Annotated in this window: 26 protein-coding genes; 21 read left to right on the top strand and 5 right to left on the bottom strand. The window is 63.0% G+C overall.

The annotated features are described in order from the left end of the window. Window positions 1–92 precede the first annotated feature (92 nt). Together ACZ51H_RS07500 and ACZ51H_RS07495 are read left to right on the top strand one after the other, a co-directional pair. Window positions 93–1,106, top strand: coding sequence for an NAD(P)H-dependent flavin oxidoreductase (locus ACZ51H_RS07500; RefSeq protein ID WP_464793536.1), 1,014 nt, complete (start codon window positions 93–95; stop codon window positions 1,104–1,106). A gap of 176 nt (window positions 1,107–1,282) precedes the next feature. Beyond that, a complete protein-coding gene (locus ACZ51H_RS07495) occupies window positions 1,283–2,065 on the top strand; it encodes a hypothetical protein (protein WP_464801410.1) in 783 nt (260 codons plus the stop codon). Here ACZ51H_RS07495 and ACZ51H_RS07490 read toward each other — a convergent pair. Next, a complete protein-coding gene (locus ACZ51H_RS07490) occupies window positions 2,062–2,730 on the bottom strand; it encodes a winged helix-turn-helix transcriptional regulator (protein ID WP_464801409.1) in 669 nt (222 codons plus the stop codon). The genes ACZ51H_RS07495 and ACZ51H_RS07490 overlap by 4 nt on opposite strands. A gap of 123 nt (window positions 2,731–2,853) precedes the next feature. Here ACZ51H_RS07490 and ACZ51H_RS07485 point away from each other — a divergent pair, with 123 nt between their 5' ends. From ACZ51H_RS07485 to ACZ51H_RS07410, 16 genes are all read left to right on the top strand, one after another. Further along, window positions 2,854–3,297 carry a VOC family protein gene (locus tag ACZ51H_RS07485; RefSeq protein WP_460986258.1) on the top strand — a complete coding sequence of 148 codons (444 nt, stop codon included), beginning with the start codon at window positions 2,854–2,856 and terminating at the stop codon, window positions 3,295–3,297. Between the two features lie 31 nt (window positions 3,298–3,328). Then, window positions 3,329–3,685, top strand: a complete 357-nt coding sequence (locus tag ACZ51H_RS07480) for a DUF1428 domain-containing protein (protein WP_449474659.1) — start codon at window positions 3,329–3,331, stop codon at window positions 3,683–3,685. 25 nt (window positions 3,686–3,710) lie between these two features. Beyond that, window positions 3,711–4,514 carry a VOC family protein gene (locus ACZ51H_RS07475; RefSeq protein ID WP_464801408.1) on the top strand — a complete coding sequence of 268 codons (804 nt, stop codon included), beginning with the start codon at window positions 3,711–3,713 and terminating at the stop codon, window positions 4,512–4,514. Between the two features lie 11 nt (window positions 4,515–4,525). Further along, entirely contained in the window at window positions 4,526–5,014 is a 489-nt protein-coding gene (locus ACZ51H_RS07470) for a VOC family protein (RefSeq protein WP_464801407.1), read from the top strand. Then, window positions 5,011–5,478 carry an SRPBCC family protein gene (locus ACZ51H_RS07465; RefSeq protein ID WP_464801406.1) on the top strand — a complete coding sequence of 156 codons (468 nt, stop codon included), beginning with the start codon at window positions 5,011–5,013 and terminating at the stop codon, window positions 5,476–5,478. Before ACZ51H_RS07470 ends, ACZ51H_RS07465 begins: the two co-directional genes overlap by 4 nt. A 139-nt stretch (window positions 5,479–5,617) precedes the next feature. Further along, the gene (ptsP, locus tag ACZ51H_RS07460; protein WP_460986254.1) at window positions 5,618–7,894 is read left to right on the top strand and encodes a phosphoenolpyruvate--protein phosphotransferase; all 2,277 of its coding nucleotides are present in this window, start codon (window positions 5,618–5,620) and stop codon (window positions 7,892–7,894) included. Between the two features lie 90 nt (window positions 7,895–7,984). Beyond that, a complete protein-coding gene (locus ACZ51H_RS07455) occupies window positions 7,985–8,926 on the top strand; it encodes a helix-turn-helix domain-containing protein (protein ID WP_464801405.1) in 942 nt (313 codons plus the stop codon). A gap of 132 nt (window positions 8,927–9,058) precedes the next feature. Beyond that, the gene (locus ACZ51H_RS07450) at window positions 9,059–9,964 is read left to right on the top strand and encodes a hypothetical protein (RefSeq protein WP_464801404.1); all 906 of its coding nucleotides are present in this window, start codon (window positions 9,059–9,061) and stop codon (window positions 9,962–9,964) included. 9 nt (window positions 9,965–9,973) lie between these two features. Next, window positions 9,974–10,924 (top strand): tRNA lysidine(34) synthetase TilS, encoded by a 951-nt coding sequence (gene tilS / locus ACZ51H_RS07445; protein ID WP_464801403.1) that lies wholly within the window; start codon window positions 9,974–9,976, stop codon window positions 10,922–10,924. 211 nt (window positions 10,925–11,135) lie between these two features. Beyond that, window positions 11,136–11,327 (top strand): hypothetical protein, encoded by a 192-nt coding sequence (locus tag ACZ51H_RS07440; RefSeq protein ID WP_196224194.1) that lies wholly within the window; start codon window positions 11,136–11,138, stop codon window positions 11,325–11,327. Between the two features lie 73 nt (window positions 11,328–11,400). Continuing rightward, complete coding sequence (gene ftsH, locus ACZ51H_RS07435) at window positions 11,401–13,350, top strand: ATP-dependent zinc metalloprotease FtsH (protein WP_196226569.1); 1,950 nt, start codon at window positions 11,401–11,403, stop codon at window positions 13,348–13,350. 90 nt (window positions 13,351–13,440) lie between these two features. Next, complete coding sequence (locus ACZ51H_RS07430) at window positions 13,441–13,791, top strand: hypothetical protein (RefSeq protein WP_464801402.1); 351 nt, start codon at window positions 13,441–13,443, stop codon at window positions 13,789–13,791. Window positions 13,792–13,945: 154 nt separating this feature from the next. Further along, entirely contained in the window at window positions 13,946–15,403 is a 1,458-nt protein-coding gene (gene guaB / locus ACZ51H_RS07425; RefSeq protein ID WP_464801401.1) for an IMP dehydrogenase, read from the top strand. A 12-nt stretch (window positions 15,404–15,415) separates the two neighbouring features. Then, the gene (locus ACZ51H_RS07420; RefSeq protein ID WP_464801400.1) at window positions 15,416–16,591 is read left to right on the top strand and encodes an RsmB/NOP family class I SAM-dependent RNA methyltransferase; all 1,176 of its coding nucleotides are present in this window, start codon (window positions 15,416–15,418) and stop codon (window positions 16,589–16,591) included. Window positions 16,592–16,668: 77 nt separating this feature from the next. Beyond that, window positions 16,669–17,187: a tetratricopeptide repeat protein gene (locus ACZ51H_RS07415; RefSeq protein WP_464801399.1), complete on the top strand. Its 519-nt coding sequence runs from the start codon at window positions 16,669–16,671 to the stop codon at window positions 17,185–17,187. Between the two features lie 423 nt (window positions 17,188–17,610). Next, the gene (locus tag ACZ51H_RS07410) at window positions 17,611–18,180 is read left to right on the top strand and encodes a peroxiredoxin (RefSeq protein WP_464801398.1); all 570 of its coding nucleotides are present in this window, start codon (window positions 17,611–17,613) and stop codon (window positions 18,178–18,180) included. A gap of 96 nt (window positions 18,181–18,276) precedes the next feature. Here ACZ51H_RS07410 and rsmA read toward each other — a convergent pair whose 3' ends face one another. The 4 genes from rsmA to ACZ51H_RS07390 form a co-directional block, all read right to left on the bottom strand. Then, window positions 18,277–19,125, bottom strand: coding sequence for a 16S rRNA (adenine(1518)-N(6)/adenine(1519)-N(6))-dimethyltransferase RsmA (gene rsmA, locus ACZ51H_RS07405; protein WP_464801397.1), 849 nt, complete (start codon window positions 19,123–19,125; stop codon window positions 18,277–18,279). Next, entirely contained in the window at window positions 19,115–20,152 is a 1,038-nt protein-coding gene (gene pdxA, locus ACZ51H_RS07400; RefSeq protein ID WP_464802866.1) for a 4-hydroxythreonine-4-phosphate dehydrogenase PdxA, read from the bottom strand. The genes rsmA and pdxA overlap by 11 nt, the downstream gene beginning before the upstream one ends. Continuing rightward, window positions 20,130–21,515, bottom strand: coding sequence for a peptidylprolyl isomerase (locus tag ACZ51H_RS07395; RefSeq protein ID WP_464801396.1), 1,386 nt, complete (start codon window positions 21,513–21,515; stop codon window positions 20,130–20,132). The genes pdxA and ACZ51H_RS07395 overlap by 23 nt, the downstream gene beginning before the upstream one ends. Before the next feature lie 100 nt (window positions 21,516–21,615). Next, window positions 21,616–23,820 (bottom strand): LPS-assembly protein LptD, encoded by a 2,205-nt coding sequence (locus ACZ51H_RS07390; RefSeq protein WP_464802865.1) that lies wholly within the window; start codon window positions 23,818–23,820, stop codon window positions 21,616–21,618. A 255-nt stretch (window positions 23,821–24,075) separates the two neighbouring features. Between ACZ51H_RS07390 and ACZ51H_RS07385 the strand changes: the two genes are divergently transcribed. The 3 genes from ACZ51H_RS07385 to ndk all read left to right on the top strand — a co-directional run bounded on the left by ACZ51H_RS07385 (window position 24,076) and on the right by ndk (window position 26,470). Next, window positions 24,076–25,521, top strand: coding sequence for a leucyl aminopeptidase (locus ACZ51H_RS07385; RefSeq protein ID WP_464801395.1), 1,446 nt, complete (start codon window positions 24,076–24,078; stop codon window positions 25,519–25,521). Continuing rightward, the gene (locus ACZ51H_RS07380; protein ID WP_464777835.1) at window positions 25,521–25,958 is read left to right on the top strand and encodes a DNA polymerase III subunit chi; all 438 of its coding nucleotides are present in this window, start codon (window positions 25,521–25,523) and stop codon (window positions 25,956–25,958) included. Before ACZ51H_RS07385 ends, ACZ51H_RS07380 begins: the two co-directional genes overlap by 1 nt. An 89-nt stretch (window positions 25,959–26,047) precedes the next feature. Beyond that, entirely contained in the window at window positions 26,048–26,470 is a 423-nt protein-coding gene (gene ndk / locus ACZ51H_RS07375; protein WP_009820765.1) for a nucleoside-diphosphate kinase, read from the top strand. Window positions 26,471–26,570: the final 100 nt, after the last annotated feature.

Raw genomic sequence — 26,570 nt, 5'->3', positions numbered from 1 at the left:
GGGCCGTGCCCCATAGAACAATGCGTGGGGAAGCCCCCCACCCCAACCCCTCCCCTGAAGGGGAGGGGCTTTGTGATTCTAGGAATATGCATATGACCAACGCCAAACTCACTTCCCTGATGGCTCGCGGCACCGAATTTCTCGGGTGCGAGGTCGCGATCATGTGCGGGGCGATGAGTTGGGTGTCGGAGCGGAATTTGGTTGCGGCCATTTCCAACGCTGGCGGGTTCGGCGTGATCGCTTGTGGGGCGATGACGCCTGAATTGCTGGACAAGGAAATCGCGGCGACGAAGGCGCTGACGAGCAAGCCCTTTGGCGTCAACCTGATCACCATGCACCCGCAGCTGTTCGACCTGATCGAAGTGTGCGCGCGTCATGAAGTCGGTCATGTCGTGCTGGCAGGTGGCCTGCCGCCCAAGGGCAGCATCGAGGCGATCAAGGCGAAGGGCGCGAAGCTGATCTGCTTTGCCCCGGCGCTGAGCCTGGCGAAGAAGCTGGTGCGTTCGGGCGTGGACGCGCTGGTGGTTGAGGGGATGGAAGCGGGCGGTCATATCGGCCCGGTGGCGACCAGCGTGCTGGCGCAGGAAATCTTGCCCGAAATGGCTTCGCAGGTGCCGGTGTTCGTCGCGGGCGGCATCGGGCGCGGCGAGGCGATCGCCGGCTATCTGGAAATGGGTGCGGCGGGCGTGCAGCTGGGCACCCGCTTTGCCTGCGCCAGCGAGAGCATCGCGCATCCGAATTTCAAGAAATCCTTCTTCCGCGCGTCCGCTCGCGACGCGATCGCGAGTGTGCAGATCGACCCGCGCCTGCCGGTCATCCCCGTGCGCGCGCTCAAGAATAACGGCACGGAGGCATTCACCGCCAAGCAGCGTGAAGTCGCCAACCTGCTCGACAGCGGATCGGTCGACATGGGCGAGGCGCAGTTGCAGATCGAACATTATTGGGCAGGTGCCCTGCGTCGCGCTGTGATTGACGGTGATGTCGAAGGCGGGTCGCTGATGGCGGGTCAGTCCGTTGGCATGGTCACCAAGGAAGAGCCGGTCGCGGAGATCATCGCGCAATTGATGGCCGAGGCGGCGGTTGCGCTGGAGCGGCGTAGCGCCTGAAGTGTACCCGGTCCCGATATCGGGATGAGCCGAATCTCCTGAGGGATGAAGTGATCCGGGCGGTCATCGCCAGGAACGCGCGGCTTTGCCATGAGTTTTTGCGCAGAGAATTCATCATAAGGGATATCGGGTTGCCGCTGCGTGCTGTTTCATGTCGCGTCTGGACAATTGCTTCGGTGGGCGCCTTAGCGCTGGTTGCAGGCTGCTCCACGCCCAAGGCACCGCCCACGCCTCCGCCGCCGGTCGTTCGGACGATCAAGCCGCTGCCGCCCATGGGCGCGGTAGAGGATATGAGCATTCCCGAGGCTGATCCGGAGGGCAAATATCTGACGCCCAATCGCGGGGTGACGGCCAATACGGCGCTTTGGCATGTCCGGATGGCGTTGAATGTGGCGGCGCTGTCCTGCCATGGCGTGAACGAACCGGCGCGGGTGCAATATAATCAGATATTGCGGGTTCATAAGGACGTGCTGCGGGAGGCCAATGCCGCGGTCGATCGCAACTATACGGCGGCTTATGGGAGCGGGGGCCTTCAGTCGCGCGAACTGCTGAATACGGTCGTCTATAATTTCTTCTCGCTCCCGCCGGTTCAGCCGACCTTCTGCAAGGCCGCGATTGAGGTCGGGGCGAAGGTGCTTGCGATGCCGTCGAGCCAGCTGCTGGGCTACGCTCCGGAGGCGCTGACCGCGCTTGAGCAGCCGTTTCAGGAATTTTACGAGGCTTATGCCGACTATCTGCGGCGGCTGGCGGAGTGGCAGTCGCGCTTTGGCGGGACTGTGACGGTGATTGTGTCGCCAACGCCTTTGCCGCCGCCGCCCAAGCCGCCTGCGGAAATCGGAGCGGGCTTCGTCCCGCCGCCCGCGCTGCCAAGGTTGCGTGAGGAAAGCGGGCAGGCGCTGGTGCCGGGCGCTACATCCGCGCCCCGTGTGATTGTGCCGACTTTCCCGATTACGCGCTAAGCGGAGGGGTAGGTCGCGGGGGCCTTGGCGGGCAGGGGGAACAGGCGCACGAAGCGTTCCGCCAATGCGGGGTCGCCCTGGACCTGGAGCGCGTCGGCGACATCCTTGAAGCTGGCTCCGCCATAGACGACGGCGGCCAAGGCGTTCTGATCGCCGCTGAACAGCACGTCTGCGTCCTGGGCTGAGCCGCGATCGATGGTGAAGTCGCCATCCTTCAATAGCGCGCGAAATTCTTCCTCGCCGAAGCGGAAGCCGATCACGGCGTCCAGATCGCCAATGCGGCTGCGGTCGATCATGGTGCGCATAGAGAGGACCACCGACACGTTGCTCATTGGCTGGCCGGGTTGCATCGTAGGTGAGCGGCAGGCCCAGCGGCCGAGGACCTGGAAAAGGATTTCCGACTCGCGGCCCCATTGCGTCAGTTCGTAAATCTGGCTGGCGGCCGGTGGGGGCAGGCGGCGGCGGATGAGGACGCTGGCCGCCTCCAGCTCCTCCAGTCGCTGCGTCAGCACGTTGGCGCTGATTCCGGGCAGGCTGGCGCGCAGATCGGTGAAGCGCTTTGGCCCCAGCATCAATTCCCGCATGATGGGCATGGCCCAGCGGTCCCCGACAAGGTCCAGCGCATGGGCGACTGCACAGCCATCCTGATAGGCGCGCTTTTTCAATTGCGAGTCCTTAGTTATTTTTTATAACTTATATGTTGCAGAAGATAATCTATGGGTCCACAAAGTTCAAGGCGGTGAGTCGAGAGCGACAGTTCCTTGCCGCGAAGCTCAAGGAGATGCGTGATGCCCAATGCCCCCGCGCCAAAGATGATTTTCGTTAACCTGCCGGTGAAGGACTTATCCGCTTCCATCGCCTTTTACGAAGCGGTCGGTGCCGTGCGGAACAATGACTTTGCCGATGACAGCGCGCAGATGGTCAGCTTTTCCGACACAATCCACGTCATGCTGCTGACGCATGAACGTTTTTCCAGCTTCACGGCGCGGCGCATTCCCAATGCGCATGAAACGGCGCAGGTGCTGCTTGCGCTCAGCGAGGAAAGCCGGGCTGCGGTCGATGCGACGATGGCCAAGGCGCTGGCGGCGGGAGGGACGGAACCCAATCCGTTGCAGGATCATGGCTTCATGTACGGCCGCGATTTCGCCGATCTGGACGGCCATATCTGGGAACTCGCGTGGATGGATATGGAGGCGGCCCTGGCTGTGAATCAGCCGGAAACGACGGCCTGACTTCGTCCTGACAGATATAAGGAGAGAGATGATGAGCTATATCGATGGCTTCGTGGTTCCCGTGCCCAAGGGGCAGAAGGAGCGGTATCAGCAGTTTGCCGCCCGTTCCGCGCCCGTTTTTCTGGAACATGGCGCGCTGCGTATGGTTGAATGCTGGGGCAATGATGTCCCGGTGGGGAAGGTGAATGACTTCCGGACATCCGTGATCGCCGAAGAGGACGAGGATGTCGTCTTTTCCTGGATCGAATGGCCCGACAAGGCGACCCGTGATGCGGGGCAGGAAAAAGCGATGAAGGACCCCCGCATGCAGGAAGATGGGGAGATACCCTTTTCCGGCAAGCGGATGATCTATGGCGGGTTCGACGTGATGCTCGACCAAAAGGCCTGAAACTTCCTTTTAGAGGAGACGGATGATGACCGATCTCACCGGCAAATTCTTCTGGTACGAACTGATGACCAGCGACCCTGACGCAGCGATCGCCTTCTACGGCGACGTGGTAGGCTGGACGGCGCAGCCCTTTGGTGGCGAGCGGACGGACGATCCCTATAATGTCGTGTCCGGCAGCGCGGGTCCGGTGGGTGGCATCATGCGGATTCCGGCCGAAGCGAAGGAATGCGGCATGTCGCCCTGGTGGGGCGGCTATGTCGGATCGGCCGATGTCGATGCGGATGCCGGGCGGTTGAGCGGTGCGGGGGCAAGCGTGAAGCGGCCGCCGGAAGATATTCCCGGCGTCGGCCGCTTTGCCGTGATGAGCGATCCGGGCGGGGCGATCTTCATGCTGCTGAAGGGATCAAGCCCCGATGGCATGGACGCCGCGCCGCCGATGGCGAACGGCCATGTCGGCTGGCACGAGCTGTACAGCGGCAATTTCAATGCGGACCTGGCTTTTTACACGTCGCAGTTTGGCTGGGGGAAGGGTGAGGCGATGGATATGGGGCCGATGGGAAGCTATCAGCTTTTCTCCATGTCAGGCTCCACCGAATTCAACGCGATGGAGGGCGGCATGATGCGCAAGCCCGAGCAAATGCCGGTGCCGCAATGGCTTTTCTACTTCGTCGTGCCCGACATTGATGTGGGCGTTGAGAAGGTGAGGGCAGGCGGCGGCACGGTGCTTAATGGCCCTGCCGAAGTGCCGGGCGGCGCCTGGATCATCCAGGCTGCCGACCCGCAAGGCGCGATGTTCGCGCTGGTCGGCATGCGCTCGACCGCAGCGTAAGGAGAGGAACGATGTCCAAGATTTCACCCTGCCTGTGGTTCGATGGGCAGGCCGAGGAAGCTGCGCGCTTCTATGTCTCGGTCTTTGGCGGATCGGTGGATTCGATCAGCCGCTATCCGGATGATGTCCCCAGTCCTGCGCCTTTCAAGGGAGGGGACGTGCTGCTGGTCGAGTTCACCCTGTTCGGGCAAAGCTATCAGGGCCTGAACGGTGGGCCGAAATTTCCCTTTACCGAAGCGGTGTCCTTGTCGGTGTCCTGCGAGGATCAGGCGGAACTGGACCGCTATTTCGATGTGCTGACGGCCGATGGCGGCTCGCCCGGTCCCTGTGGTTGGGTGAAGGACAAATATGGCCTGTCCTGGCAGCTGGTGCCTGAAGAGGTGATGGAGATGCACCGGAAGGGCGGTCCCGGCATCCAGCCCATGATGGCGGTGATGATGACCATGCAAAAGCTGGACCTTGCCCGGATGAAGGCGGCTTATGAGGGAGCGACGGTATGAGCAGCGCGCAACATGAGCTGTCGGTCAGCTGTCACATCGCCGCCCCGCGCGAGATTGTGTGGAAGGTGTGGACGGACCTGAAGGACCAATGGTTTTGCCCCAAGCCGTGGCGGGCCGAGGTGATTGAGGAAGATTTGCGCCCCGGTGGCCGCAGTGCAGTGCGCATGTTCGGCCCCGATGGCGAGGATACCGGGCCGATGGAGGGCATTTTCCTTGAGGTCGTTCCGGGAGAGCGGGTTGTGTCGACCGATGCTTATGCGTCCGGCTGGATACCGCAGGAGCCGTTCCTGACGTCGATCTGGAGCTTCGCGCAAGAGGGTGAGGGCACGCGTTTTACCGCGACGGCGCGGCATTGGAGCGACGAAGCGCTGAAGCGACATGAGGCAATGGGGTTTCATCCGGGATGGGATCAGATGGCGCAGCAGTTCAAGGAATTGTGTGAGACTTCGGCGGCGACGGCTTGATGGGGTCCCCCTCCCCATCTGGCGATGGGGAGGATTTTGGGGGGAAGGCGCTCGTCTTTTGACGATTTGATGGGGTTCTCTCCAGATTAACCCTGACTTCCTCTTGGAAAGGGGGGCTGCGATCTGTTAGCGCTTGATCATGCCCACGACGCCCGCCGCAGCCGCCCGCCACATCCTCACCAGTTTGCAGGAGGTGATGGCTGCGCGAACGAGCGCGCAGGCCAAGCTGAACAAGGTCGTGGACATTATCGGCCAGGCGCTGTCGAGCGAGGTTTGCTCCATCTATCTGGTGCGCGAGGGGCTGCTGGAACTGTTCGCGACGCGCGGTTTGAAGCAGGAGGCCGTCCACGTCACCCGCATGGCGATGGGGGAGGGGCTTGTCGGCCTGATCGCCACCAATGTGGAAACGCTGAACCTGGACGAAGCCGCGGCGCATCCGGACTACAGCTATCGGCCGGAAACGGGCGAAGAATTGTTCCACAGCTTTGCAGGCGTGCCGATTGTACGGCGCGAGCGCGCGATCGGCGTCTTGTGCGTGCAGCATGTGGAACCGCGCCGTTATGAAGAGGTCGAGATCGAGGCGCTTCAGACCGTGGCCATGGTGCTTTCGGAACTGATCGCCAATGCTGAATTGGCCGATGATGGCCCGGCGGATTCGCGCGTGCAGGATACGGGCACGATCATGTTGCAAGGCTTGCAGCTGGTCATGGGCATGGCGCGGGGGCATGCGGTGTTCCACCAGCCGCGTGTTCATGTCGAGCATACGGTGGCGGAGGATACCGAGGCGGAGCGGCAGCGCGTCATTTCCGCCTTCACCAAGATGCGCGAACAGATCGACCGCATGACGGGCGCTGTCGAGTTCGGGATGGAGGGCGAGCATCAGGAGGTGCTCGAGACCTACAAGATGTTCGCCTATGATGAAGGCTGGATACGGCGCATCAATGAGGCGATCGACAGCGGATTGACCGCCGAGGCGGCGATCGAGCGCGTGCAGCAGCGCACCCGCATGCGCATGCGGCAGATCGATGACGCTCTGTTGCAGGATCGCATGCATGATCTGGAGGACATGGCCAATCGCCTGTTGCGGATCGTGTCGGGGCAGCTGGGGACGGCCGCGACCATGGGCCTGCGGCAGGACGCCATCCTGATCGCGCGCAATCTGGGTCCGGCGGAACTGCTGGAATATGACCGGCGGCGGTTGAAAGGTGTGATCCTGGAGGAAGGGTCGCTGACCGCGCATGTCACTATCGTGGCGCGCGCCATGGGCGTGCCGGTGCTGGGCCGCGTCCGCGAAATCCGGCACAAGGTGAATGAGGGTGACCTCATCCTGATGGACGTCGTGTCGAACAACCTGTTGATCCGTCCGACGGCGGACATGGACGAGGCGTTCGAGAACAAGCTGCATGTCACGCAGAAGCGCCGGGCGGAGTTCGCCGCGATGCGCGATCTGCCGTCGGTGACGGCGGACGGGCAGCGTATCGAATTGATGGTGAATGCGGGCCTGCGTGAGGACGCGCAGGCGCTGGACCTGGTCGGCGCTGACGGCATCGGGCTGTTTCGGACGGAATTCCAGTTCCTCGTGTCCGCGACTTTGCCGCAGCGGGAAAAGCAGCAGCGGCTCTACAAGGATGTGCTGGACGCAGCGGGCGACCGGCCCGTCATCTTCCGCACCGTCGACATCGGCGGTGACAAGGCGCTGCCCTATATGCAGCGCGATGAGGATGAGGAGCTGGAGGACAATCCGGCGATGGGCTGGCGCGCGCTGAGGCTGGCGCTGGACCGCGACGGGTTGATGAAGGCGCAGGCGCGGGCGCTGCTCGAAGCGTCGGCGGGCAAGGTGCTCAACATCATGTTCCCGATGGTGTCGGAGCCGTGGGAATATGAGAAGGCGCGCGCTCTGGTGGAGCATCAGCGCGAATGGTTGGTGGCCCAGCGCAAGAAGGTGCCGACGGCGGTACGCTATGGCGCGATGCTGGAGGTGCCTGCGCTGGCGGAGGTGCTGGACCTGCTGCTACCCAAGCTCGATTTCCTGTCGATCGGCACCAATGATTTGACGCAATTTCTCTTTGCAGCCGACCGGGCGCATCCGAAGTTGGCGGAGCGCTATGATTGGCTGAGCATCGCCATCTTGCGCTTCCTCAGCCGGGTGGTGCGGACTTGCGAAGAATATCAGGTGCCGGTTGGCGTTTGTGGAGAGATGGGCGGGCGGACGCTGGAAGCGATGGCGCTGGTTGGCCTGGGCGTTCGGCGCTTGTCGATTACGCCTGCGTCGGTTGGTCCGGTCAAGGCCATGATCCGGGCTATCGATGCCGCCGAATTGCAGGCGTTGATGCGCAAGCTGCTGGACGACGGGATCGTGGATATTCGTGGCGCGCTGACGCAATGGGCGGATGAGCGGGGCATCGAACTGAATTGAACCGGAAAATGGGTCAGGCACGACCCCGGCGGCGTTGACAATCCCTGTGCCGGAATGAGACAAGACCGGCTTATAAGATCGCGGAGCAGCATGGCAGAACAACCCGAAGTGGAAAGCGGCGCGACGGCGCCGGACGTGCAATTGGGCACTCCGGGCGCAAAGCTGCGCGCGGCGCGTGAGGCGCATGGCCTGTCGATCCAGGACGTGGCGACGCGCACGCGCATCGCGCAACGTCAGTTGGAAGCGATAGAGCGGGACGACTATTCTGCGCTTCCGGGAATTCCCTATGCGGTCGGCTTTGCCCGCGCCTATGCCCGCGCGGTCGATCTGGACGAGGTGGCCATTGCCGCCGATGTGCGCCATGCCGTCCATAATTCCGACCTAGGCGCCAATCGCTACGAGGCGTTCGAACCGGCCGATCCGGCCCGTGTGCCGTCGCGCCTGCTTGCCTGGACGGCCGCGGCGATCGTGATTGTGCTGGTGGCTGGCTTCACCATCTGGCGTACGCAGATGCTGACTCCGCCGACAGGGCAGGAGATCGCCGCCGAACAGGCCAAGCCCGCCGTTGCCGCGAAACCGGCGCCGGGCGCGCGTCCCGCCGCGCCGGTGGCGCAGACGGTGGTGTTCACCGCCAATGACGATGTGTGGCTGCGCATTTATGACGAGGCTGGTGATCGGCTGAAGGATGGCCTGATGAAGAAGGGTGAGAGCTTCACCCTGCCTGCCACTGCTCGCAACCCCATGATCCTGACCGGCCGTCCGCAAGCGTTGACGGTCACGGTCGGTGGCAAGCCTATTGCGCCGCTTGGCGCACCTGATCGCACGATCTCCGATGTGCCTGTCTCGGCGGCGGCGTTGCTGGCGCGGGCTGCTCCGGCGCCTGCCGCTTCGGCCGATTCGCCTGCCCCTGCGGCGGTCCCCTCAGCCGCCCCCTCGGCTGCGCAAACACCTGCCGCGCGGCCTGTGACCGGGAGCGTGGCGCCTGCGATCCCTGCGGAGCCCGCACCAGCGGCTCCGTCCACGGCGGATTAACGCGTCTCCAATCCCTGTTTGGGTCGCACGTCCTGCTTTACGGCGGCGAATATGGCCTTATGGTTAAGAGCGGGGAGCGCGGCCTTTGCGGGCCGTATCGTCGGTGAATTTAAGTTTTAGTCGGGGATCATCATGCGTTACGCCTTGTTTGCGACAACCGCCCTGCTGCTGGAGGCGCCCGCTATGGTTGCGCTCGCGCCAGCAGCGGCCGCCCAGAATGTGGCGCTGGATGTGCGCGTTGACCGGCTGGAAAAGGAAATGCGCGCGGTACAGCGCAAGGTGTTTCCCGCAGGCGCTCCTCTGGAGGCGGAAATCAATCGCCCGGTGACGCCCACCGTCCCGCCCGGCACGCCGTCATCATCGCCCGTCGCCGATCTGACGGCGCGGGTGGGCGCGCTGGAATCGCAGCTCGCCTCGATGACCGGACAGGTTGAGGAAAACAGCTTCAAGATCCGTCAGCTGGAAGAGGCGTTCAACAAATATAAGGCTGAGGCGCAGAGCCGCGCCGAAGTGGTTGCTCCGCCGCCCGTGCGCCCCGTGGCTCCTGCAGATAATGCAGCCCCGGCCACGCCAAAGCCGGGCACTAATGGTGGTGCGACCGAGGCGCGCAAGGCGGCCGTGGCGGCGATCGAACGGCCATCGACCGGCGATGCGGCGGCCGACGCCTATAGCTATGGCTTTCGTCTGTGGGACGCAAAATTCTATCCCGAGGCGCAGGCGCAACTGAAGGCGACGGTGGATAAATATGGTACTGCGCCGGTCGCGAGCCGCGCTTCGAACCTGCTGGGTCGTGCCTATCTGGACGATGGCAAGCCCGCGCTGGCTTCCGTCGCTTTTTACGACAATTATCAGAAGCGCCCCAAGGGGGATCGCGCCGCCGACAGCCTTGCCTATCTGGGTGAGGCGCTGATCCAGCTCAAGAAGCCTGCCGACGCGTGCAAGGTCTATGCGGAGTTGGAACAGGTCTATGGCACCACCATGTCGGCCAGCCAGCGCGGCATGATGGACAAGGGACGCGCCAAGGCGAAGTGCAGCTAAGGCACCCGCATGGCCGCGCCGCATTCGGCTCAGCCTGACTTGGAAGCGCTGCTGACGCGATCGGTTGGTGCGCTGGCGGGGAACGATGCCTCGCTGCGTTTTGGCGTGGCGGTGTCGGGCGGTCCCGACAGCATGGCCTTGCTTGCCATGGCTGCGCATGCCTTCGCGGGCAGGGTGGAAGCGGCCACCGTTGACCATGGATTGAGGCCGGAGTCCGCGGAAGAGGCCGCAATGGTGGGGCAGTGGTGCCGTAGCAACGGTGTCGCGCATGCCGTTCTGCATCCGCCCCAGCCTCTTACGGGCAATGTCCAGCAATGGGCGAGGACCCAACGCTATGCGGCGCTGGAACAATGGAGGACCGATCGCGGGATCGATTGGATCTTCACCGCGCACCATGCCGATGATCAGCTGGAAACCGTGCTGATGCGGCTTAACCGGGGTGCCGGGGTCAATGGTCTGGCCGGAATCCGCGCGCGGCAAGGGCGGGTATTGCGGCCCGTGCTTGGCGTGCGACGCGCGCAACTGTTGGACTATTCGCGTGAGCGCGGGCTTCCCTTCGTCAACGATCCTTCCAATGTCGATCCGCGATTTGATCGGGCGGTGATTCGACGGCATCTGAAGGAAGCCGAATGGCTCGACCCGCAAAGTGCCGTCCGCAGTGCGGCGGCGCTGGCGGAGTGCGAGAAAGCGCTGGACTGGACGGTCGAGGATATCGCGGCGGCGCATGTTCGCAGGGAAGGGGGGGCGTGGCTGCTGACCCGCACGGATTTACCCCGTGAGCTGCTGCGGCGCTTGTTGCTGCGCATTATCGCCGAGGCGGAGCCGGACTCGGAGCCGCGAGGCGACACGCTTGACCGGGCCATCGCGGTGGCAATGCGGGGCGGGCAGGCGAGCCTTGGCAGTTTGCTGCTGACAGGAGGCTCCGCCTGGAAAATCAGCGTGGCGCCGCCGCGACGCTGAATCAGAATCGATCTTGGGTGCGAAGGCCGACCGTTAAGCGAGATGATGAGTCTCGTCCGAAACGACTTCGGGCATTGAATTGATCGTTACGGAAAGGTTCCACGGATCAACGCGCCGACGCCTCGCTCCGTCGAATTGTTGCAGCGCAATGACCTTTCCTTAATAGCCTTCAGGCGTATTGGGGTCGGCACTCAGGCATGGAAAGTCATTTATGTTCGAATTTGCGGCGTTGACCTATGGTGTGCTCGCCAGTGTGATCCTTTCGGCGGCGCAACGTAACCGGAAGCTGGCCCGCCCGCATCCGCCGTTGTTGTTGTATGTCGGATATCTGCTGTGCGGCGTGTCGGCGGGCCTGGCGATGATCCTGGCCTATATCGCCCTGTCGCAGTTCGTGGGCGGATAACGTCAGCAGACCGTTGCACCCAACTTGCGATTTTGCCGGAGCATCCTATCTTGCCCGGTGAAAGAGAGTGATGATGAACGACGAGAAGGACCCGCAGGGTAACCCCTGGATCAAGAGCGCGATGATTTGGGCGGGGGTGATTGTCGCTCTGCTGCTATTCGTCTCGATGTTCGACAGCCGTTCCGCCTCGCAGGCGGGTAGCGGCCTCGCCTATTCCGAATTCCGATCAAAGGTTCAGGAGGGGCAGGTCAAGGACGTCGCGATCGCGACCGACAAGATTACCGGCACACTGACCAGCGGACAGCGATTCAACACCGTACCCGTGAATGATCCGGGGCTGACCGGGCTGCTTGACGATTATAACGTCAAATATTCCGGACAGACTGAGGAGCAGCCGAGCTTCTGGCAAATCATGCTCTACCAGTCGCTGCCATTCCTGCTGATCCTGGGTATCGCCTTCTTCGTGTTGCGGCAGATGCAAAAGGGCGGCGGCGCTGGCGGTGCGATGGGCTTTGGCAAGTCCAAGGCAAAGCTGCTGACCGAGAAGCACGGCAAAGTGACGTTTGATGACGTTGCGGGCATCGATGAAGCGCGCGAGGAATTGCAGGAAATCGTCGAGTTTCTGAAGGACCCGACCAAATTTGCGCGGCTGGGCGGCAAGATTCCCAAGGGCGCGCTGCTGGTGGGTTCGCCGGGTACGGGTAAGACGCTGCTCGCGCGCGCGATTGCGGGTGAGGCGGGGGTTCCCTTCTTCACCATTTCCGGTTCGGACTTCGTTGAGATGTTTGTCGGCGTGGGTGCTTCCCGTGTTCGTGACATGTTTGAGCAGGCGAAGAAGAACGCGCCTTGCATCGTCTTCATCGACGAAATCGATGCGGTCGGCCGCCATCGCGGCGCGGGCCTCGGTAACGGCAATGACGAGCGCGAGCAGACGCTGAACCAGCTGCTGGTCGAAATGGACGGTTTCGAGGCGAATGAGGGTATCATCATCGTTGCGGCGACCAACCGCCCCGACGTGCTGGACCCTGCGCTGTTGCGTCCGGGCCGCTTCGATCGTCAGGTCGTGGTGCCGCGTCCCGACATCGAGGGCCGCGAGAAGATTTTGGCCGTGCACATGAAGAAGGTGCCGCTGGCGCCCGACGTCAACCCGCGCACGATTGCGCGCGGTACGCCGGGTTTCTCGGGTGCTGATCTGGCAAACCTCGTCAACGAAGCGGCGCTGATGGCGGCGCGGCGGGGCAAGCGTCTGGTCGCGATGGATGAGTTTGAGGCGGCCAAGGACAAGGTCATGATGGGCAGCGAGCGCCGCTCCATGGTTATGACCGAGGACGAGAAGAAGATGACCGCCTATCATGAGGCAGGCCATGCCATCGTCGCGGTTCATGAACCGGCGTCCGATCCGATCCATAAGGCGACGATCATTCCGCGCGGCCGTGCGCTGGGCATGGTGATGCGCCTGCCGGAACGGGACAGCTACAGCTATCACCGTGACAAGATGCACGCGAACATGGCTGTCGCCATGGGTGGCCGCGTCGCCGAGGAGATCATCTTCGGTTATGACAAGGTGTCGTCGGGTGCTTCGGGTGACATTCAATATGCTACAAAGCTCGCGCGCGACATGGTCACTCAGTGGGGCATGTCGGACAAGCTGGGGCCGCTCCAATATGAGGAGCAGCAGGGCGAAACCTTCCTCGGCTATTCGCAGAGCCAGCGCGTTCATATGTCGGACGAGACGGCAAAGCTGATCGACAAGGAAATCCGCGGACTGGTGGAGCAGGGCTATACCCGGGCGCAGGAAGTGCTGAAGGGTCATGAGGACCAGCTGCACCTGCTGGCCAACGCGATGCTGGAATATGAGACGTTGTCGGGCGAGGAGATCAAGACGCTGCTCGACAAGGGTGAGATTACCCGCGACGACGGCACGACGATCAAGCCTTCGGTGGTTCCGGCGGCGGGTTCGTCTATCCCCAAGACGCGCAAGCGGAAGGGGCCGTTCGGCGATCCTTCGCCTGCCGGAATCTGATCTGCGGTCTATGGTTTGAAAGGGGCGCTGCCGTCGGGCGGCGCCCCTTTTTGTTTGCGGCGATCTCATCGTGGTGAGATAGGGACTGTCATGGCAAAAGCTGACCGACTGGAACGCCTGGACTCCCGCCGCCTGGAACTGGAGGCGGAATATACCGAGAAGCTCATCGACGCATTGCGCGTGACTGCTTCGGGGAAATGGGGTCTGTTCGGGCATAAGGAGGACCGGGCAAGTCGCGCCGCGATCGCTCCGGTCATCGAACAGTTGGCAGAAATCGGGGAAGCCATCGACAAGGCGCGGGAGCAACTTTTGATGCCGCAGTTTGAGTTGCAACAGGAGTTTCTTGCATCGCGCGGCCCGGTCAGTTCGCAGGCTGTTGGGGAGCCGAAGCAGGCGCAGGCATGGCTGGATCGGCTTGTGGGCGCGACTGCCAAATCCTGAAAAGCGCCCGTCCTCCTGTGCCGTGAGGCGGCCAGCAACAAAATGCGCCTAAGGTCTGGCCGTTTCGCTGGTTAATGGTTACATGGGCCGCCACGAATCCCCAGCGATCGCGCTATGCCCCTTGGCAGGTCGCACAGAAGAAAGTGGCTTTCACATGGATATCCGCCTCGGCCTCACTTTTGACGACGTGCTGTTGCAGCCCGGCGAGTCCGATGTGCTGCCCAGCCAGGCGGACACCAGCACTTATGTGACCAAGCAGATCAAGCTGAACATCCCGGTCCTGTCCTCTGCGATGGACACGGTGACGGAGGCCGACATGGCGATCGTCATGGCGCAGCTGGGCGGCATCGGCGTCCTGCACCGCAACTTGTCGATCGAAGAGCAGGCGGACGCGGTGCGTGCGGTCAAGCGCTTTGAGAGTGGCATGGTGGTGAACCCTATCACGATCACGCCGCGCGCTACCCTGGCTGACGCGCAGATGTTGATGGAGCGCCACCGGATCAGCGGCATTCCGGTGGTTGAGAACAGCGGCAAGCTGGTCGGCATCCTCACCCATCGTGACACGCGCTTCGCGGAAAACCCCAATCAGCCCGTCAGCGAACTGATGACGAAAGATAATCTTGCCACGGTCAAGGTGGGCGTGGGGCAGGATGAAGCGCAGCGGCTGCTGCATCAGCGGCGGATCGAGAAGCTGCTGGTGGTCGATGATGACTATCATTGCGTTGGCCTCATCACCGTCAAGGATATCGAGAAGGCGGTTACCTATCCGCAGGCGACCAAGGACGGTTCGGGCCGCCTGCGTGTGGCGGCGGCGACGACAGTGGGCGACAAGGGGCTGGAGCGCAGCGAGGCGCTGATCGACGCCGAATGCGACCTGATCGTCATCGATACCGCGCATGGCCATAGCAAGCAGGTCGCGGTTGCTGTCGAGGCGGTGAAGCGTCTGTCCAACCATGTTCAGGTCGTAGCGGGCAATGTCGCGACCGCTGAAGCGACCAAGGCTTTGATCGACGCCGGGGCGGACTGCGTGAAGGTCGGCATTGGGCCTGGTTCCATCTGCACCACGCGCGTGGTGGCGGGCGTGGGCGTGCCGCAGCTGACTGCGGTCATGGACTCCGCCAATGAAGCGGCAAAGCATGGTATTCCTGTGATTGCCGACGGCGGGCTTCGTACCTCGGGCGACGTTGCGAAGGCGCTGGCGGCTGGCGCGGGCTGCGTCATGGTCGGATCGCTGCTGGCGGGCACGGCCGAAGCACCGGGTGAAACCTTCCTGTATCAGGGCCGCGCTTACAAGAGCTATCGCGGCATGGGCAGCGTCGGCGCGATGGCGCGCGGTTCTGCCGACCGCTATTTCCAGGCGGACATCAAGGACCAGATGAAGCTGGTGCCCGAAGGGATCGAGGGGCAGGTGCCGTTCAAGGGGCCTGCGAAGGACGTCATCCACCAGCTGGTCGGTGGTGTGAAGGCGGCGATGGGCTACACCGGCAGCCGCACGATCAAGGACCTTCAGGAGCGCGCGCGCTTCGTTCAGATCACCAATGCGGGCCTGTCCGAAAGCCATGTCCATGACGTGACCATCACGCGGGAAGCGCCCAACTATCCCACCCGTTGAGGGTAAGGCGGGGTGACCCCCTCCGCGCGTGTTCAGGCTGCGATCGAGCTGCTCGATGCCATCATCGCTTCGGCGCGCGATGGCGGACCGGCTGCCGATACGCTGATCGCACGCTATTTCAAGGAACGGCGCTATGCCGGTTCGCGCGACCGACGGGCGGTGCGCGATCATGTTTATGATGCGGTGCGCCGGGCTGCGGAGCGGCCGGAAAATGGCCGTGCGGCGATGATCGGACTGGCGCTGGAGCGGCCGGATATCGCGGACTTGTTCGATGGATCGAGCCATGCTCCTGCGCCCATCCTCGCCGATGAGGCGGGTGCGATAGCCGGAGCGGTGCCCGTCTGGCTCAAGCCGCTGTTTGCGGCGCCTGTCGAGCAGGAGGAGTTGCTGGGCCGGGCGCCTGTGGATTTGCGGGTGAACCCGTTGAAAGCTACGCCGGAGGATGCCGCGCCGATCTTTCCCGAAGCGGTGCCGATCGACGGCTTGTCTGACGCGCTGCGCCTGCCGGAGGGTTGGCCGGTTGAGCAGAGCGATGCGTGGAAGCAGGGGCTGGTCGAGGTGCAGGATGCGGGCAGCCAGCTCATTTCGGCGGCTTGCGGCGCTGCGCCCGGCATGACTGTCATCGACCTTTGCGCGGGCGCGGGCGGCAAGACGCTGGCGCTTGCGGCGTCGATGGCGGGACAAGGGACGCTGATCGCGGCGGACACGATCCGCTCGCGCCTCTCACGCCTCGACCCGCGCGCCGAGCGGGCGGGGGCGACCTTCATCCAGACATTGCTGCTGGATCAGGGGCATGAGGCGCGCGGGCTGGAGAGCCTGCAGGGCCAAGCGGACGTCGTGCTTGTCGATGCGCCCTGTTCCGGGACCGGGACCTGGCGGCGCAATCCCGAGGCTCGCTGGCGCCTGACACCCGCGCGGCTCGAACGGCTGGTGGGCGAGCAGGCGCGCATATTGGACTTCGCGGCGCCGCTGGTGGCGCCCGGTGGGGTGCTTGTGTACGCGACCTGCGCCTTGACCGATCAGGAAGGGGCAGGGCAGGTGCAGGCGTTTCTCGATCGCCACCAGGGATGGACGGCTGAGGCGATCCCGATCATGGCCGGGCGGGTGCATGGGCATGGCCGTTTGCTGACGCCGGGCCATGACGCGACGGACGGTTTCTATTTCGCCCGGCTTCGGCGCGGTGCATGAAAGAGGCGATGGACAAGCCCCGCCAAAATGACGACACTCGGGCAGAATCAACGCCTGAAACATGGCTGGAGTTGTGCATGCGTTTTACCCCTGCTTCGATCGCCCTTGCCGCCCTGCTGACCACCGTGTCGAGCGCCGGTTTGACGCAGCGGCCGGATGCCCAGATTTCGCCTTTGTCGATCGAATGGCAGCAGGCGGGCGTCACCGCGCGCCGGGCGGGGAATTTCAATGCGGCGAACGATGCGCTGGAAACGGCGCTGGCGGTCGATCCGCGCAATCGCTCGGCCTATATTGAGCTCGCTGAAGTAGCCCGTGCGCAGGGCCTTCAGGGCAAGGCCATCCGCCTCTATCGCGAGGCGCTGCTGCTCGACCCGAACGATGTGCATGCGCTAGTTGGGCAGGGCGAGGCGATGGTCGAGAAGGGTGCGATCGCCAAGGCAAAGGAAAATCTCGCTCAGGCGCAGAGCGCTTGCAAGTCCGACTGCGCGGCTGTCGGCAAGCTCGCCGCCGCGATCCAGAAGGGGCCGCCTGCGACTGTGCTGAGTGCGAAGGATGCTGTCGTGGTGCCTAAGGCGGTGGAGACCGAGACGCCCTGAGGCTTCTTGAAGGGGTTACCTAAGACATTCCCTCCCGTAGGTGGGAGGGGTTTAATAGGGTTGGACGCGAGCGAAACGAGCCTGCTGGCGTGCCGTTGAAGAATAAGGTCGGGCGTTGCGCTGGCCCACCCCCTAGCCCCCTCCCGCCTGCGGGAGGGGGGATGACTGAAATTCACGCTCGCCAGCCATCGACGGTGCTGATCGTGGGGCGCTGCGTTCTACAGCGCCTTCCGGATGGAGAGAGGCAAGCTGCCCAGCTGCAAGCGATCAGAATTGTCGTTCGGTCGATAGGGTCGGCAATCCATTTACAGACGTAGATTCTGATACAGGTTTATAGATGCGGGTAGGGCCACTTTGTCCGGAAAATCAGCGTTTGCCAGAAATACGCCCGCCTGCCATTTGTGCATCGAACTAGGAGTCGCCATGACAAATTTGTTGGCAGTCGATTGGACGGCGATACCCACGCCGGAAAATGATGGTACTGCTGACCACTTACAGGGCACTATGTTCGCGCCTGTTTTGCTTTCATCTACCGAAGGCGGGCAGATCGACGTAGCAGCATTGGCTGGACTGACGGTTATCTATGCCTATCCGATGACGGGGCAACCTGACGTCCCGTTGCCCCCAAATTGGGATATGATCCCCGGCGCTCGGGGGTGCACTCCACAATCCTGCGCCTTTCGCGACCATTTCGCAGAGCTTCGGGCGCTTGGCGTCAGGAATTTGTTTGGGCTTTCAACCCAGAGCACAGATTATCAAGCAGAGGCAGCGGCACGGCTGCATCTGCCGTTCCCTCTCTTGTCTGACGCAGACAATGTGTTGATTGATGCCATGCGACTGCCATACTTCGAAACCAGCGGGATGCGGTTGTTGAAGCGGTGTACGCTGATCGTTCGCGATGGCTTAATTTCAAAAGTCTTCTACCCGGTATTTCCGCCGGATCAAAACGCACAAGATGTGATCGATTATTTGGGCTCACAGTTCACCTTGTGAGTAGCTTTGAAGGGACCAGTTTGACTCCTGTCAAAATAGGTTAATTCTCAACATCGCTTGTCAAAGCAGACTGTCCGCAATCCATCCAAAGCAGATCTATGATCCGCCCCCTCCCATCACCCGGGCCACTTCAACAAATTCCTCGACGCTGACCGTTTCGGCCCGTCGCTGTGGATCTATGCCGATTTGATCCAGCGCCTCCAACGCTCCCGGTAGACCTTTGAGGCTTTGGCGCAGCATCTTGCGGCGTTGGCCGAAGGCGGCGGCGGTGAGGCGTTCAAGATGTTTTAGTTGCACGCCCTCTGGCGCTGCTTTGGGCGTGATGTGCACGACGGCGGACATGACCTTGGGCGGCGGGGTGAAGGCGCTGCGGTGGACCTTCATGGCGATGCGGGCGTCGCTGCGCCATTGGGACAGGACGGCTAGGCGGCCATAATGGTCGCCGCCGGGTTTCGCGACAATGCGCTCGGCGACTTCCATCTGGAACATGAGCGTGAGGGAAGACCACCAGGGCAGCGGGTTCCATTTCACAGACAGCCAGCCGATAAGTAGCGCTGTGCCAACATTATAGGGCAGGTTGGCGATGATGTGGGCATGTTCGCCCGCTTCGGCATGCGCGTCCACCTGCATGGCGTCGCCGGATATAACGCGCAACTGGCCGGGGAAGGCGTCTGACAATTCAGCAAGAGCGGGCAGGCAGCGATGATCCCTTTCGACGGCGACCAGCCGCGCTCCAGCGCGCAGGATCGCGCGGGTCAGACCGCCGGGGCCGGGGCCAACCTCGAACGCGGGCTGATCTTTTAGTGATCCGGGGATCACGGCAATGCGATCGAGCAACTGTTCGTCGAGCAGGAAGTTCTGGCCGAGCGCCTTGCTCGCCTGCAGGCCGTGCGCAGCGATGACTTCACGCAACGGCGGCAGGACCGGCCGCGTATCAGTTCCCATGGCTTAACCGGGATCGCGCAGCTTCCGCCGCCATCTTGAGCGCGGCCATCATCGCGCCGGGGTTTGCGCTGTCCGTTCCGGCAATGCCGAAGGCGGTGCCATGATCGGGCGAGGTGCGCACGATGGGCAGGCCGAGCGTGATGTTGACGCCCTCATCGAAATGCAGCGTCTTGAGCGGGATCAGCGCCTGGTCATGATACATGCACAGCACCGCGTCGTAGGTTTCGCGGGCGCGGGCGTGGAACAGGCCATCGGCGGAAAGGGGGCCGACAATGTCCATGCCTTCCGCCCGCAGCGATTCGATCGCGGGGCTGATGATGTCGATTTCTTCCCGGCCCAGCGCGCCGCCCTCACCCGCATGGGGGTTGAGTCCGGCGACGACGATGCGCGGGCGGGGGATGCCGAAATTGCGCTGCAATCCCTTGACCGTGGTCGTGGCGCGGGCGCGGATCAGGTCGATGGTCAGGGCCGAGGCCACCTCTGCCAGCGGGATATGGATGGTGATGGGCACGACCTTCAATGAAGGACCGGCGAGCATCATCACCGCATTGTGGGGGGCTACGCCGCAACGTTCGGCGATGAACTCGGTCTGGCCAGGATGGGTGAAGCCGACGCCGTAAAGCTGCTCTTTGCCGACAGGGGCGGTGACGATCCCGGCGGCCGATTCGGTGCGGGCGAGGCCGACCGCCACTTCCAGTGCCTGAAACGCAGTGCGCGCGCCGTCGATGCTGGGGGAGCCCGGTACGATGTCACCGGCGTCGGCAACCTGAAGGCAGGGAAGCGCGGTGTCGAACAGCGCCGCTGCCTCTTGCGGCGTGGCGATGGGGGCGATAGGGCCGGACCAGACCCGGCGCAACGATGCAGCATCACCCACGGCGAAAAAGGTGGGCAATCCGCGTGCTTCGCGCATCACCCAGCTTTTCGCTACGATTTCCGGCCCGATCCCCGCCGGGTCGCCCAGCGGGACGGCAAAAGGTGCCAGCTCCGGTCGAACCGAGGCTGGATCAGTTATAGTCGATGATGGCATCGCGGCGAAGGTCACGCAGATAGATGCGAGCGCGCTTGTTGACCCGTTCTTCCTCCAGCTGAGCCATGATCTGTTCGGCGTTCGGCGCGGCGGCGCTGCTGGCTTCATCACGGCCGCAAACGACGAGAACGCGCACGCCGTCATTGACAGAGCCAAAGGGAGGGGTCGCTTCACCAACTTGCAGGCCGAGGAGGATTTCTTGCAACTGCGGCGGCAGGTCGCGCACCTTCACATTGTCATTGTCCACGACATCGGCGCCGATCTTGCCACCCAGTTCATTCGCCTGGCCGCATCCCTTGATCGTCTTGATCTGCGCGGCGAAGCTGGCCGCCTTGGCACTCGCCTGCTCCTTGGTCGTGCCGGGCGGGAAGCTGATCGACAATTGCTTGAGGCTGAGCAGAGAGTCGCGCGGGTCAGCGGTCAGCACCTTGCGCTTGTCCATGACATAGATGACGGAGATGCCGCCCGGAACGGGGATGGGACCAGCGAGCTGCCCGACCTGCATCTCATTGGCGGCCTTGGCCAGTTCATCGGGCAACTGCGCCGGGCGTACCCAGCCGAGGTCGCCGCCAACCGCAGCAGTCGATGCTTCGGAAAACTGCCGGGCGTAGGCGGCGAAGCTGCCGCCCTGCTTGATCTGTTCGATGATGTTGCGGGCGTTCGAGACGATCTGAGCCTCATTTTCGGGCGTAGCCGACAGGTAAATCTCACCGATGCGATATTCGTCGCTGCCCTTGGCGGCGTTCATGCGATCGACGACCGACTTCACTTCATCGGCGGAAACGTTGACGAAGGGCTGGATGTTGCGGCGGAGCAGGCGGCTCCAGGCCAGCTCGCCTTCGATCTGGCGCCTGATGCTGGCGGGCGCGCTACCCTGAGCGCGCAGATATTGGTCGAACTGGGCGGGCGACTGCTTGAAGTTCGCCGCGACACGTTCATAGCTCTGGTCGATTTCCGACTTGTCGATCTTGATGTCGTGGGCGGCGGCTTCCTGAATCTGAAGCGTCTCGTCGATGAGGTTGCGCAGCACCTGCACGCGCAGCCGCTCCCGTTCCTCTGGCGACACCTTGCCGCCATTTGCCGCGAGGATGAGCGCCAGGCGCTGGTCAACGTCCGTGCCGGTGATGATGCGGCCGTTGACGATGGCCGTAGCCTTGCGGACGTTGGGATCGCTTTTGCCAAAGACGGTCACGTCCTTGGGCAGGTTCAACTGCTGTGCGGCAACCCCTTCATCGTCATTGACGGTCTGGGCGGCGACAGGGCTGCCGATCGATCCCAGCAGGATTGAGGACAGGAGCAGGGCGCGCGCGCTGGTCCGAAGCGATTGTCCAAGGCGGGAAGGCGGGGAAACGACAGGCTGCATCGTCGACAAAACTCTCCATTACGGTCCAGCGCGTGATGCGCCGGTCCGCCTTAACCGGTCCTGAGCGGCCAGAACCGGTCCTGAACGGGAAGGCTGATCCTTATATGCCGATATTCCGAAAAGCCAGCCGTAGTTGGAAGCTATTGCCCTTTCGCGCGTCACCAGCGGCCAGATAATCGCGACGCCAGGTTAGGCCCAGCGTCAGACAGTCATCCTGATAGGCGATGCCGAGCCGGTGACGGACGGGTTCGTAGCCATCGGAGACGCTGAGCGGATCTTCTTTCCGGTCGGTCAGATCGACGACGGTGGACCCGAAAACGGACCAGAAGCGGGCGAACTGCACACGGCCGCCGAAACGCAGTTCCTCGCGGTCCTGCAAATCCTCAAGCCCCGTCGCGGCGTTCCGGTTGAGCCGGAGATAGCCGACCATGGCATAGGTTTTGCGGCTGCCGATCGTCGCGTCGATTTCGTTGCGGCGCACCGCCAGCCCGTCCTTGTCCAGGCGGAAACGGTGGATGAGGCTGACGAAATCGCGGAAACGGACGGTCGTGCGGCCGACAATGTCGGACATGCGATCGGAAAGGCCGGTGCCGTCGGGCAGGATGCTTTCGCGACTGTTGAGGCGGTAGCTCTGGCCAACTACGCTTTCCAAGGAAAAGCCGGGTAGGGCGAGGCTATATTCCAGACCGTAGGTGATGCGGGTCGAATCTTCGAACCGGTCATAGCCTGCAAAGCGGTTGAGCGCGAAGAGGTTGCTGTCCTCCAGATCGATGGCGCGCGCGTCTTCATTGGGGATCGACAGATTTGCCAGCCGGGGCGCTGCTACGATCTGCACGCGGGGCGCGATCCGCTGCACACCGCCGAACGCCTCACCCATGAAGGGCCAGCGGACATCGATCGCGGCTGCGGCGATGCCGCGCGCCTGCCAGCCGGGATCGCCGGCATAACGGGCAATATTGTTCTGCAGATTGTCACTGCTGTGATAGACGTCGCCGCGCAGATAGGTGGTGAAATTCACCTCCTGACCCATGCCCGTCAGCTTGCGCAGGTTCCATTCAAAGGCAGCGAAGGCGCGCTGCGTATCCTGGCCGTGGGTGCGGGTGATCGCGAGGCTGTTCGCCTGAAACTGAATTCGGCCGCCGAGCAGGGGGTCGATCAGGCGCAGGCGATAGTCGATTACGGGCAGCGCGATCGGCGTTTGCCCTTGCGGATCGCCGAGGCGCAGGGTCTGGACGGCCCAGCCAGCGACGGAGAAATAGCTATTCTCGCCGATGCGCTGAGCGCCCAGGGTCGAACGCAGCCGATCGTCGCGGCTGATGTCGTAGCGCCGAAGGAAGGTGCGGTCGCTCGCAACGCGAAGCGATCCGTTGACGCTCCATTCCGGTGTCAGCTGCATGGCGCCGCTGGCATCCAGATAGCCGCGAAAATCCTTTTCCGATCCCGCTGGGCCGGTGGAACTGGGCAGGGAACTGCTGGCGTCGATGCGCCGCGCATGTGTCACATATCCGGTGATCTGATAGGCGCCACGGTCCCAGCGATGGCGGAAATTCGCCTCCAGCATCGGTAGCGTCTTGGAATAGACATGCGGTGTGATCGTCAGGTCGCGGTTGGGCGCCAGCTTGATATAATAAGGCAGGGCGACTTCGAGGCCGTTATTCCGGTCGTAGCGGAGGTTCGGCACCAGAAGGCCCGTGCCCCCCGTGTCGCCCACCGGGTGCGAAAAGCCGGGCAGCGGAATGAGCGGCAGGCCGAATATTTCCACGCTGGCATTGCGGTATCGCACGCGGGCGGCGACGGGGTCGTAGACGACCTTGACCGCCTTGATCTGCCAGGTGGGTTCCTTGGGGCAGCCGTCGCTGTCCACTACGCTGCAGCCGGTGTAGGCAGCCTTGTGCAGCGTATAGACGCCGTTCACCCGAACGCCCTGCACCGCCGCCAATCGGCCGCCCGACTGGAGCACCAGCAGCATGTTTTCGACCGTGCCGTCCTTCAGCGTGTCGGTCACCTGGAAGCGGTCGCCATACGCGATATTGCCTTCAGGATCAGTCGCCGAGACATTGCCGCGCGCTTCCACCTCGCCGGTCGTCCGGTTCCACACCACCTTGTCCGCGCGCAGACGGTTGCCCTGCCGGAGCAGCTGGACATTGCCGGTGGCTGTCACAATCTCCGTATTATTGTCATATTCCAGGGCGTCGGCCGAAAAGCCGATTTGCTCGTCGGTCGCGGGCACGGGAGCGTCGGGCGCGCTGACTGGCGTCGGCGGTGATTGCAGTTCCTGCGCGAAGGCATGCGGCATCCCGCCCATGCAGGCGAGCGCCGCGCTTGCGGCCAGCATATGTTTCAGACGCGAGGAACGGGAAAAATTCTGCAAGGGGATCGTGCCTCTTCAGGGGCGCTTCGTTGCCCGCCTATCGCATTGCTTTGCGCGCGCCGCAATCTTTCGTCACGCTTCTTTTGCGGGAAATCGGTCGAACGGCTTTGCCAGATGGGGCAAGCGACATTATCTGGCATGGAGCGTTCCTAGCGCCACACGATCAGAAAAGCAGAAGAAGGACCCTTGATGGAAATCGCATTCACCCCGGTGCGTCCCGACGCCGACACGCTGGTCTTTGCCGTTCCCAAGGGCGGTTTCGATGCCTTGCCGATCGCGGCGGCGCCTACTTTGGCGGCGGGTGCTGCGGCGGCGCGCTTCACGGGCGAGGCGGGCGGAAGCTTTGAAAGCTTCGTCGAAGAGGGTGGTAAGGTGCTGCGCATCGTTCTCGTCGGCACCGGCAGCGGGAGCGAGGCGGATTATGAACGGGCGGGCGCGGCGCTGACTGCACGCTTGCTGACGAGCGGGGCGAGCCACGCCGCGGTGGAATTTTTCGGCGGCACGACCGGCGATAAGGCGGCTCATTTTGCCTTTGGGGCATCCCTGCGCGCCTGGCGGATGGACACCTATCGCACCCGACAGCCGGAAAAGACAAAGCCGACATTGATGAAGCTGTCGGTCGTTGCGAATGACGCGGATGCGCATTGGCAAAGGCTGTCGGCGGTGGCTGATGGCGTCACCTTCACGCGCGAGCTGGTCTCTGAACCGGCGAACATTCTGTATCCGGAAAGCTTCGTCGAACGCTGCCGTCATCTGGAGCAGCTGGGCGTCAAGGTCACCGTTCTCGACAAGGCGGCGATGGCGGAACTGGGCATGGGTGCGTTGCTCGGCGTTGCGCAGGGGTCGGTACGCGAACCCCGCCTGTTGGCGATGGAGTGGGATGGCACGGGCGGCGCGGGCGACAAGCCCATCGTCTTTGTCGGCAAGGGTGTCACCTTTGATACCGGCGGCATTTCGTTGAAGCCCGGCGCGGGCATGGAAGACATGAAGTGGGACATGGGCGGCGCAGGCGCGGTCGCGGGCGCGATGAAGGCGCTCGCGGGGCGCAAGGCGAAGGCGCGCATCATCGGCGTTTGCGGCCTTGTGGAAAACATGCCGGACGGCAACGCGCAGCGTCCCGGTGACATTGTCACGTCCATGTCGGGCCAGACGATCGAGGTCATCAACACCGACGCCGAAGGGCGGCTGGTGCTGTGCGACGTCATCACCTGGGCGCAAAAAACCTATTCTCCTGAGGTCATCATTGATCTGGCCACCCTGACCGGCGCGATGATCGTGGCGTTGGGCGATCAATATGCCGGGCTGTTCGCCAATGACGAAGGGCTGGCCGAGGATCTGCTCGCTGCTGGCAAGGCGGCGGGGGACCAGCTTTGGCGCTTTCCGCTGAGCGATGCCTATAACAAGCTGATCGACAGCCCGATCGCGGACATGAAGAATATGGGCGCGCGCTATGCTGGATCGATCACCGCCGCGCAGTTCATCAAGCGATTCGTCGATGATGGGGTCAAGTGGGCGCATCTCGACATTGCAGGCATGGTCTGGGCCGACAAGCCCGGCGCAACCTGGGACAAGGGTGCGACCGGCTATGGTGTGCGCCTGATCGATCGTCTGGTGGCGGACAAGTTTGAGCGCTGATGCAGGTCGATTTCTACCAGCTTAGCCGTGATCCTGTGGACCGGGTGCTGCCCGCCATTGCGGCGCGCATACTCGGCCTGGGTGAACGGTTGCTGGTGGTCGCGCAGGACGAGGAACAGCTGGAACGCATTTCGGCTGGGCTGTGGAACGGGCCGCCGGAAAGCTTCCTTGCCCATGGCCGGGCGGGGGAGGGCGGCGAGGCGATGCAGCCGGTACTTTTGGCGCAGGATTGCAGCCCTGCGAACGGTGCCCGGCACGTCGCGATTGCCGATGGCCTATGGCGTGAAGAGGCGCTCGATTTCGAGCGCGCTTTCTACTTTTTCGACACGCTGACCGTCGATGGCGCGCGCGAAAGCTGGCGTGCCCTGTCGAAGCGGGAGGGGGTGACGCCCCGCTTCTGGCGGCAGGAGCAGGGGAAATGGGTGCAGGGTCCGTGAGCAAGCGGGGCGGCCACGCCCCCTTGCGGTGCGAAGCGGCGCGGTCTAAAGGGCGCGCCAATTCCAACAATCCGGAGCTTTTGAGCCTTATGGCCGTGACCCGCACCTTTTCGATCATCAAGCCTGACGCCACGCGCCGCAACCTGACCGGCGCTGTGACCAAGAAGCTGGAAGAAGCAGGCCTGCGCGTTGTCGCGTCCAAGCGCATCCGCATGAGCCGCGAGCAGGCCGAAGGCTTCTATGCCGTTCACAAGGAACGCCCTTTCTTCGCTGATCTGGTGGCCTTCATGATTTCAGGCCCGGTCGTCGTCCAGGTTCTGGAAGGCGAAGACGCCGTGAAGCGCAACCGCGACATCATGGGCGCCACCAACCCGGCCAACGCCGACGAAGGCACCATCCGCAAGGATTATGCCGAGTCGATCGAAGCCAACTCTGTCCATGGTTCGGACAGCGAAGAAAATGCCGCGATCGAGATCGCCTATTTCTTCAAGCCCGAAGAAATCGTCGGCTGATCTAATCGATCAGGATGAAAGAGGGGCCGGGGACGCAAGTCCGCCGGCCCTTTTTTGTGATCGGATTTGGTTGGATTGCGGACATTGAAGTCCCCCATCG

This window comes from Sphingobium sp. TomMM15 (assembly GCF_055397045.1).
The sequence above is the reverse complement of the archived record's forward strand: the minus strand, read 5'-3'. Positions and strand labels throughout refer to the sequence as shown.

What these genes read in the sequence shown, in the direction of transcription:
- ACZ51H_RS07500 (WP_464793536.1), top strand. Translation starts at nt 93, where the DNA reads ATGACCAACGCCAAACTCACTTCCCTGATGGCTCGCGGCACCGAATTT.
- ACZ51H_RS07485 (WP_460986258.1), top strand. Translation starts at nt 2,854, where the DNA reads ATGCCCAATGCCCCCGCGCCAAAGATGATTTTCGTTAACCTGCCGGTG.
- ACZ51H_RS07480 (WP_449474659.1), top strand. Translation starts at nt 3,329, where the DNA reads ATGAGCTATATCGATGGCTTCGTGGTTCCCGTGCCCAAGGGGCAGAAG.
- ACZ51H_RS07475 (WP_464801408.1), top strand. Translation starts at nt 3,711, where the DNA reads ATGACCGATCTCACCGGCAAATTCTTCTGGTACGAACTGATGACCAGC.
- ACZ51H_RS07470 (WP_464801407.1), top strand. Translation starts at nt 4,526, where the DNA reads ATGTCCAAGATTTCACCCTGCCTGTGGTTCGATGGGCAGGCCGAGGAA.
- ACZ51H_RS07465 (WP_464801406.1), top strand. Translation starts at nt 5,011, where the DNA reads ATGAGCAGCGCGCAACATGAGCTGTCGGTCAGCTGTCACATCGCCGCC.
- ptsP (WP_460986254.1), top strand. Translation starts at nt 5,618, where the DNA reads ATGCCCACGACGCCCGCCGCAGCCGCCCGCCACATCCTCACCAGTTTG.
- ACZ51H_RS07455 (WP_464801405.1), top strand. Translation starts at nt 7,985, where the DNA reads ATGGCAGAACAACCCGAAGTGGAAAGCGGCGCGACGGCGCCGGACGTG.
- ACZ51H_RS07450 (WP_464801404.1), top strand. Translation starts at nt 9,059, where the DNA reads ATGCGTTACGCCTTGTTTGCGACAACCGCCCTGCTGCTGGAGGCGCCC.
- tilS (WP_464801403.1), top strand. Translation starts at nt 9,974, where the DNA reads ATGGCCGCGCCGCATTCGGCTCAGCCTGACTTGGAAGCGCTGCTGACG.
- ACZ51H_RS07440 (WP_196224194.1), top strand. Translation starts at nt 11,136, where the DNA reads ATGTTCGAATTTGCGGCGTTGACCTATGGTGTGCTCGCCAGTGTGATC.
- ftsH (WP_196226569.1), top strand. Translation starts at nt 11,401, where the DNA reads ATGAACGACGAGAAGGACCCGCAGGGTAACCCCTGGATCAAGAGCGCG.
- ACZ51H_RS07430 (WP_464801402.1), top strand. Translation starts at nt 13,441, where the DNA reads ATGGCAAAAGCTGACCGACTGGAACGCCTGGACTCCCGCCGCCTGGAA.
- guaB (WP_464801401.1), top strand. Translation starts at nt 13,946, where the DNA reads ATGGATATCCGCCTCGGCCTCACTTTTGACGACGTGCTGTTGCAGCCC.
- ACZ51H_RS07415 (WP_464801399.1), top strand. Translation starts at nt 16,669, where the DNA reads ATGCGTTTTACCCCTGCTTCGATCGCCCTTGCCGCCCTGCTGACCACC.
- ACZ51H_RS07410 (WP_464801398.1), top strand. Translation starts at nt 17,611, where the DNA reads ATGACAAATTTGTTGGCAGTCGATTGGACGGCGATACCCACGCCGGAA.
- rsmA (WP_464801397.1), bottom strand. Translation starts at nt 19,125, where the DNA reads ATGGGAACTGATACGCGGCCGGTCCTGCCGCCGTTGCGTGAAGTCATC.
- pdxA (WP_464802866.1), bottom strand. Translation starts at nt 20,152, where the DNA reads ATGCCATCATCGACTATAACTGATCCAGCCTCGGTTCGACCGGAGCTG.
- ACZ51H_RS07395 (WP_464801396.1), bottom strand. Translation starts at nt 21,515, where the DNA reads ATGCAGCCTGTCGTTTCCCCGCCTTCCCGCCTTGGACAATCGCTTCGG.
- ACZ51H_RS07390 (WP_464802865.1), bottom strand. Translation starts at nt 23,820, where the DNA reads ATGGGCGGGATGCCGCATGCCTTCGCGCAGGAACTGCAATCACCGCCG.
- ACZ51H_RS07385 (WP_464801395.1), top strand. Translation starts at nt 24,076, where the DNA reads ATGGAAATCGCATTCACCCCGGTGCGTCCCGACGCCGACACGCTGGTC.
- ACZ51H_RS07380 (WP_464777835.1), top strand. Translation starts at nt 25,521, where the DNA reads ATGCAGGTCGATTTCTACCAGCTTAGCCGTGATCCTGTGGACCGGGTG.
- ndk (WP_009820765.1), top strand. Translation starts at nt 26,048, where the DNA reads ATGGCCGTGACCCGCACCTTTTCGATCATCAAGCCTGACGCCACGCGC.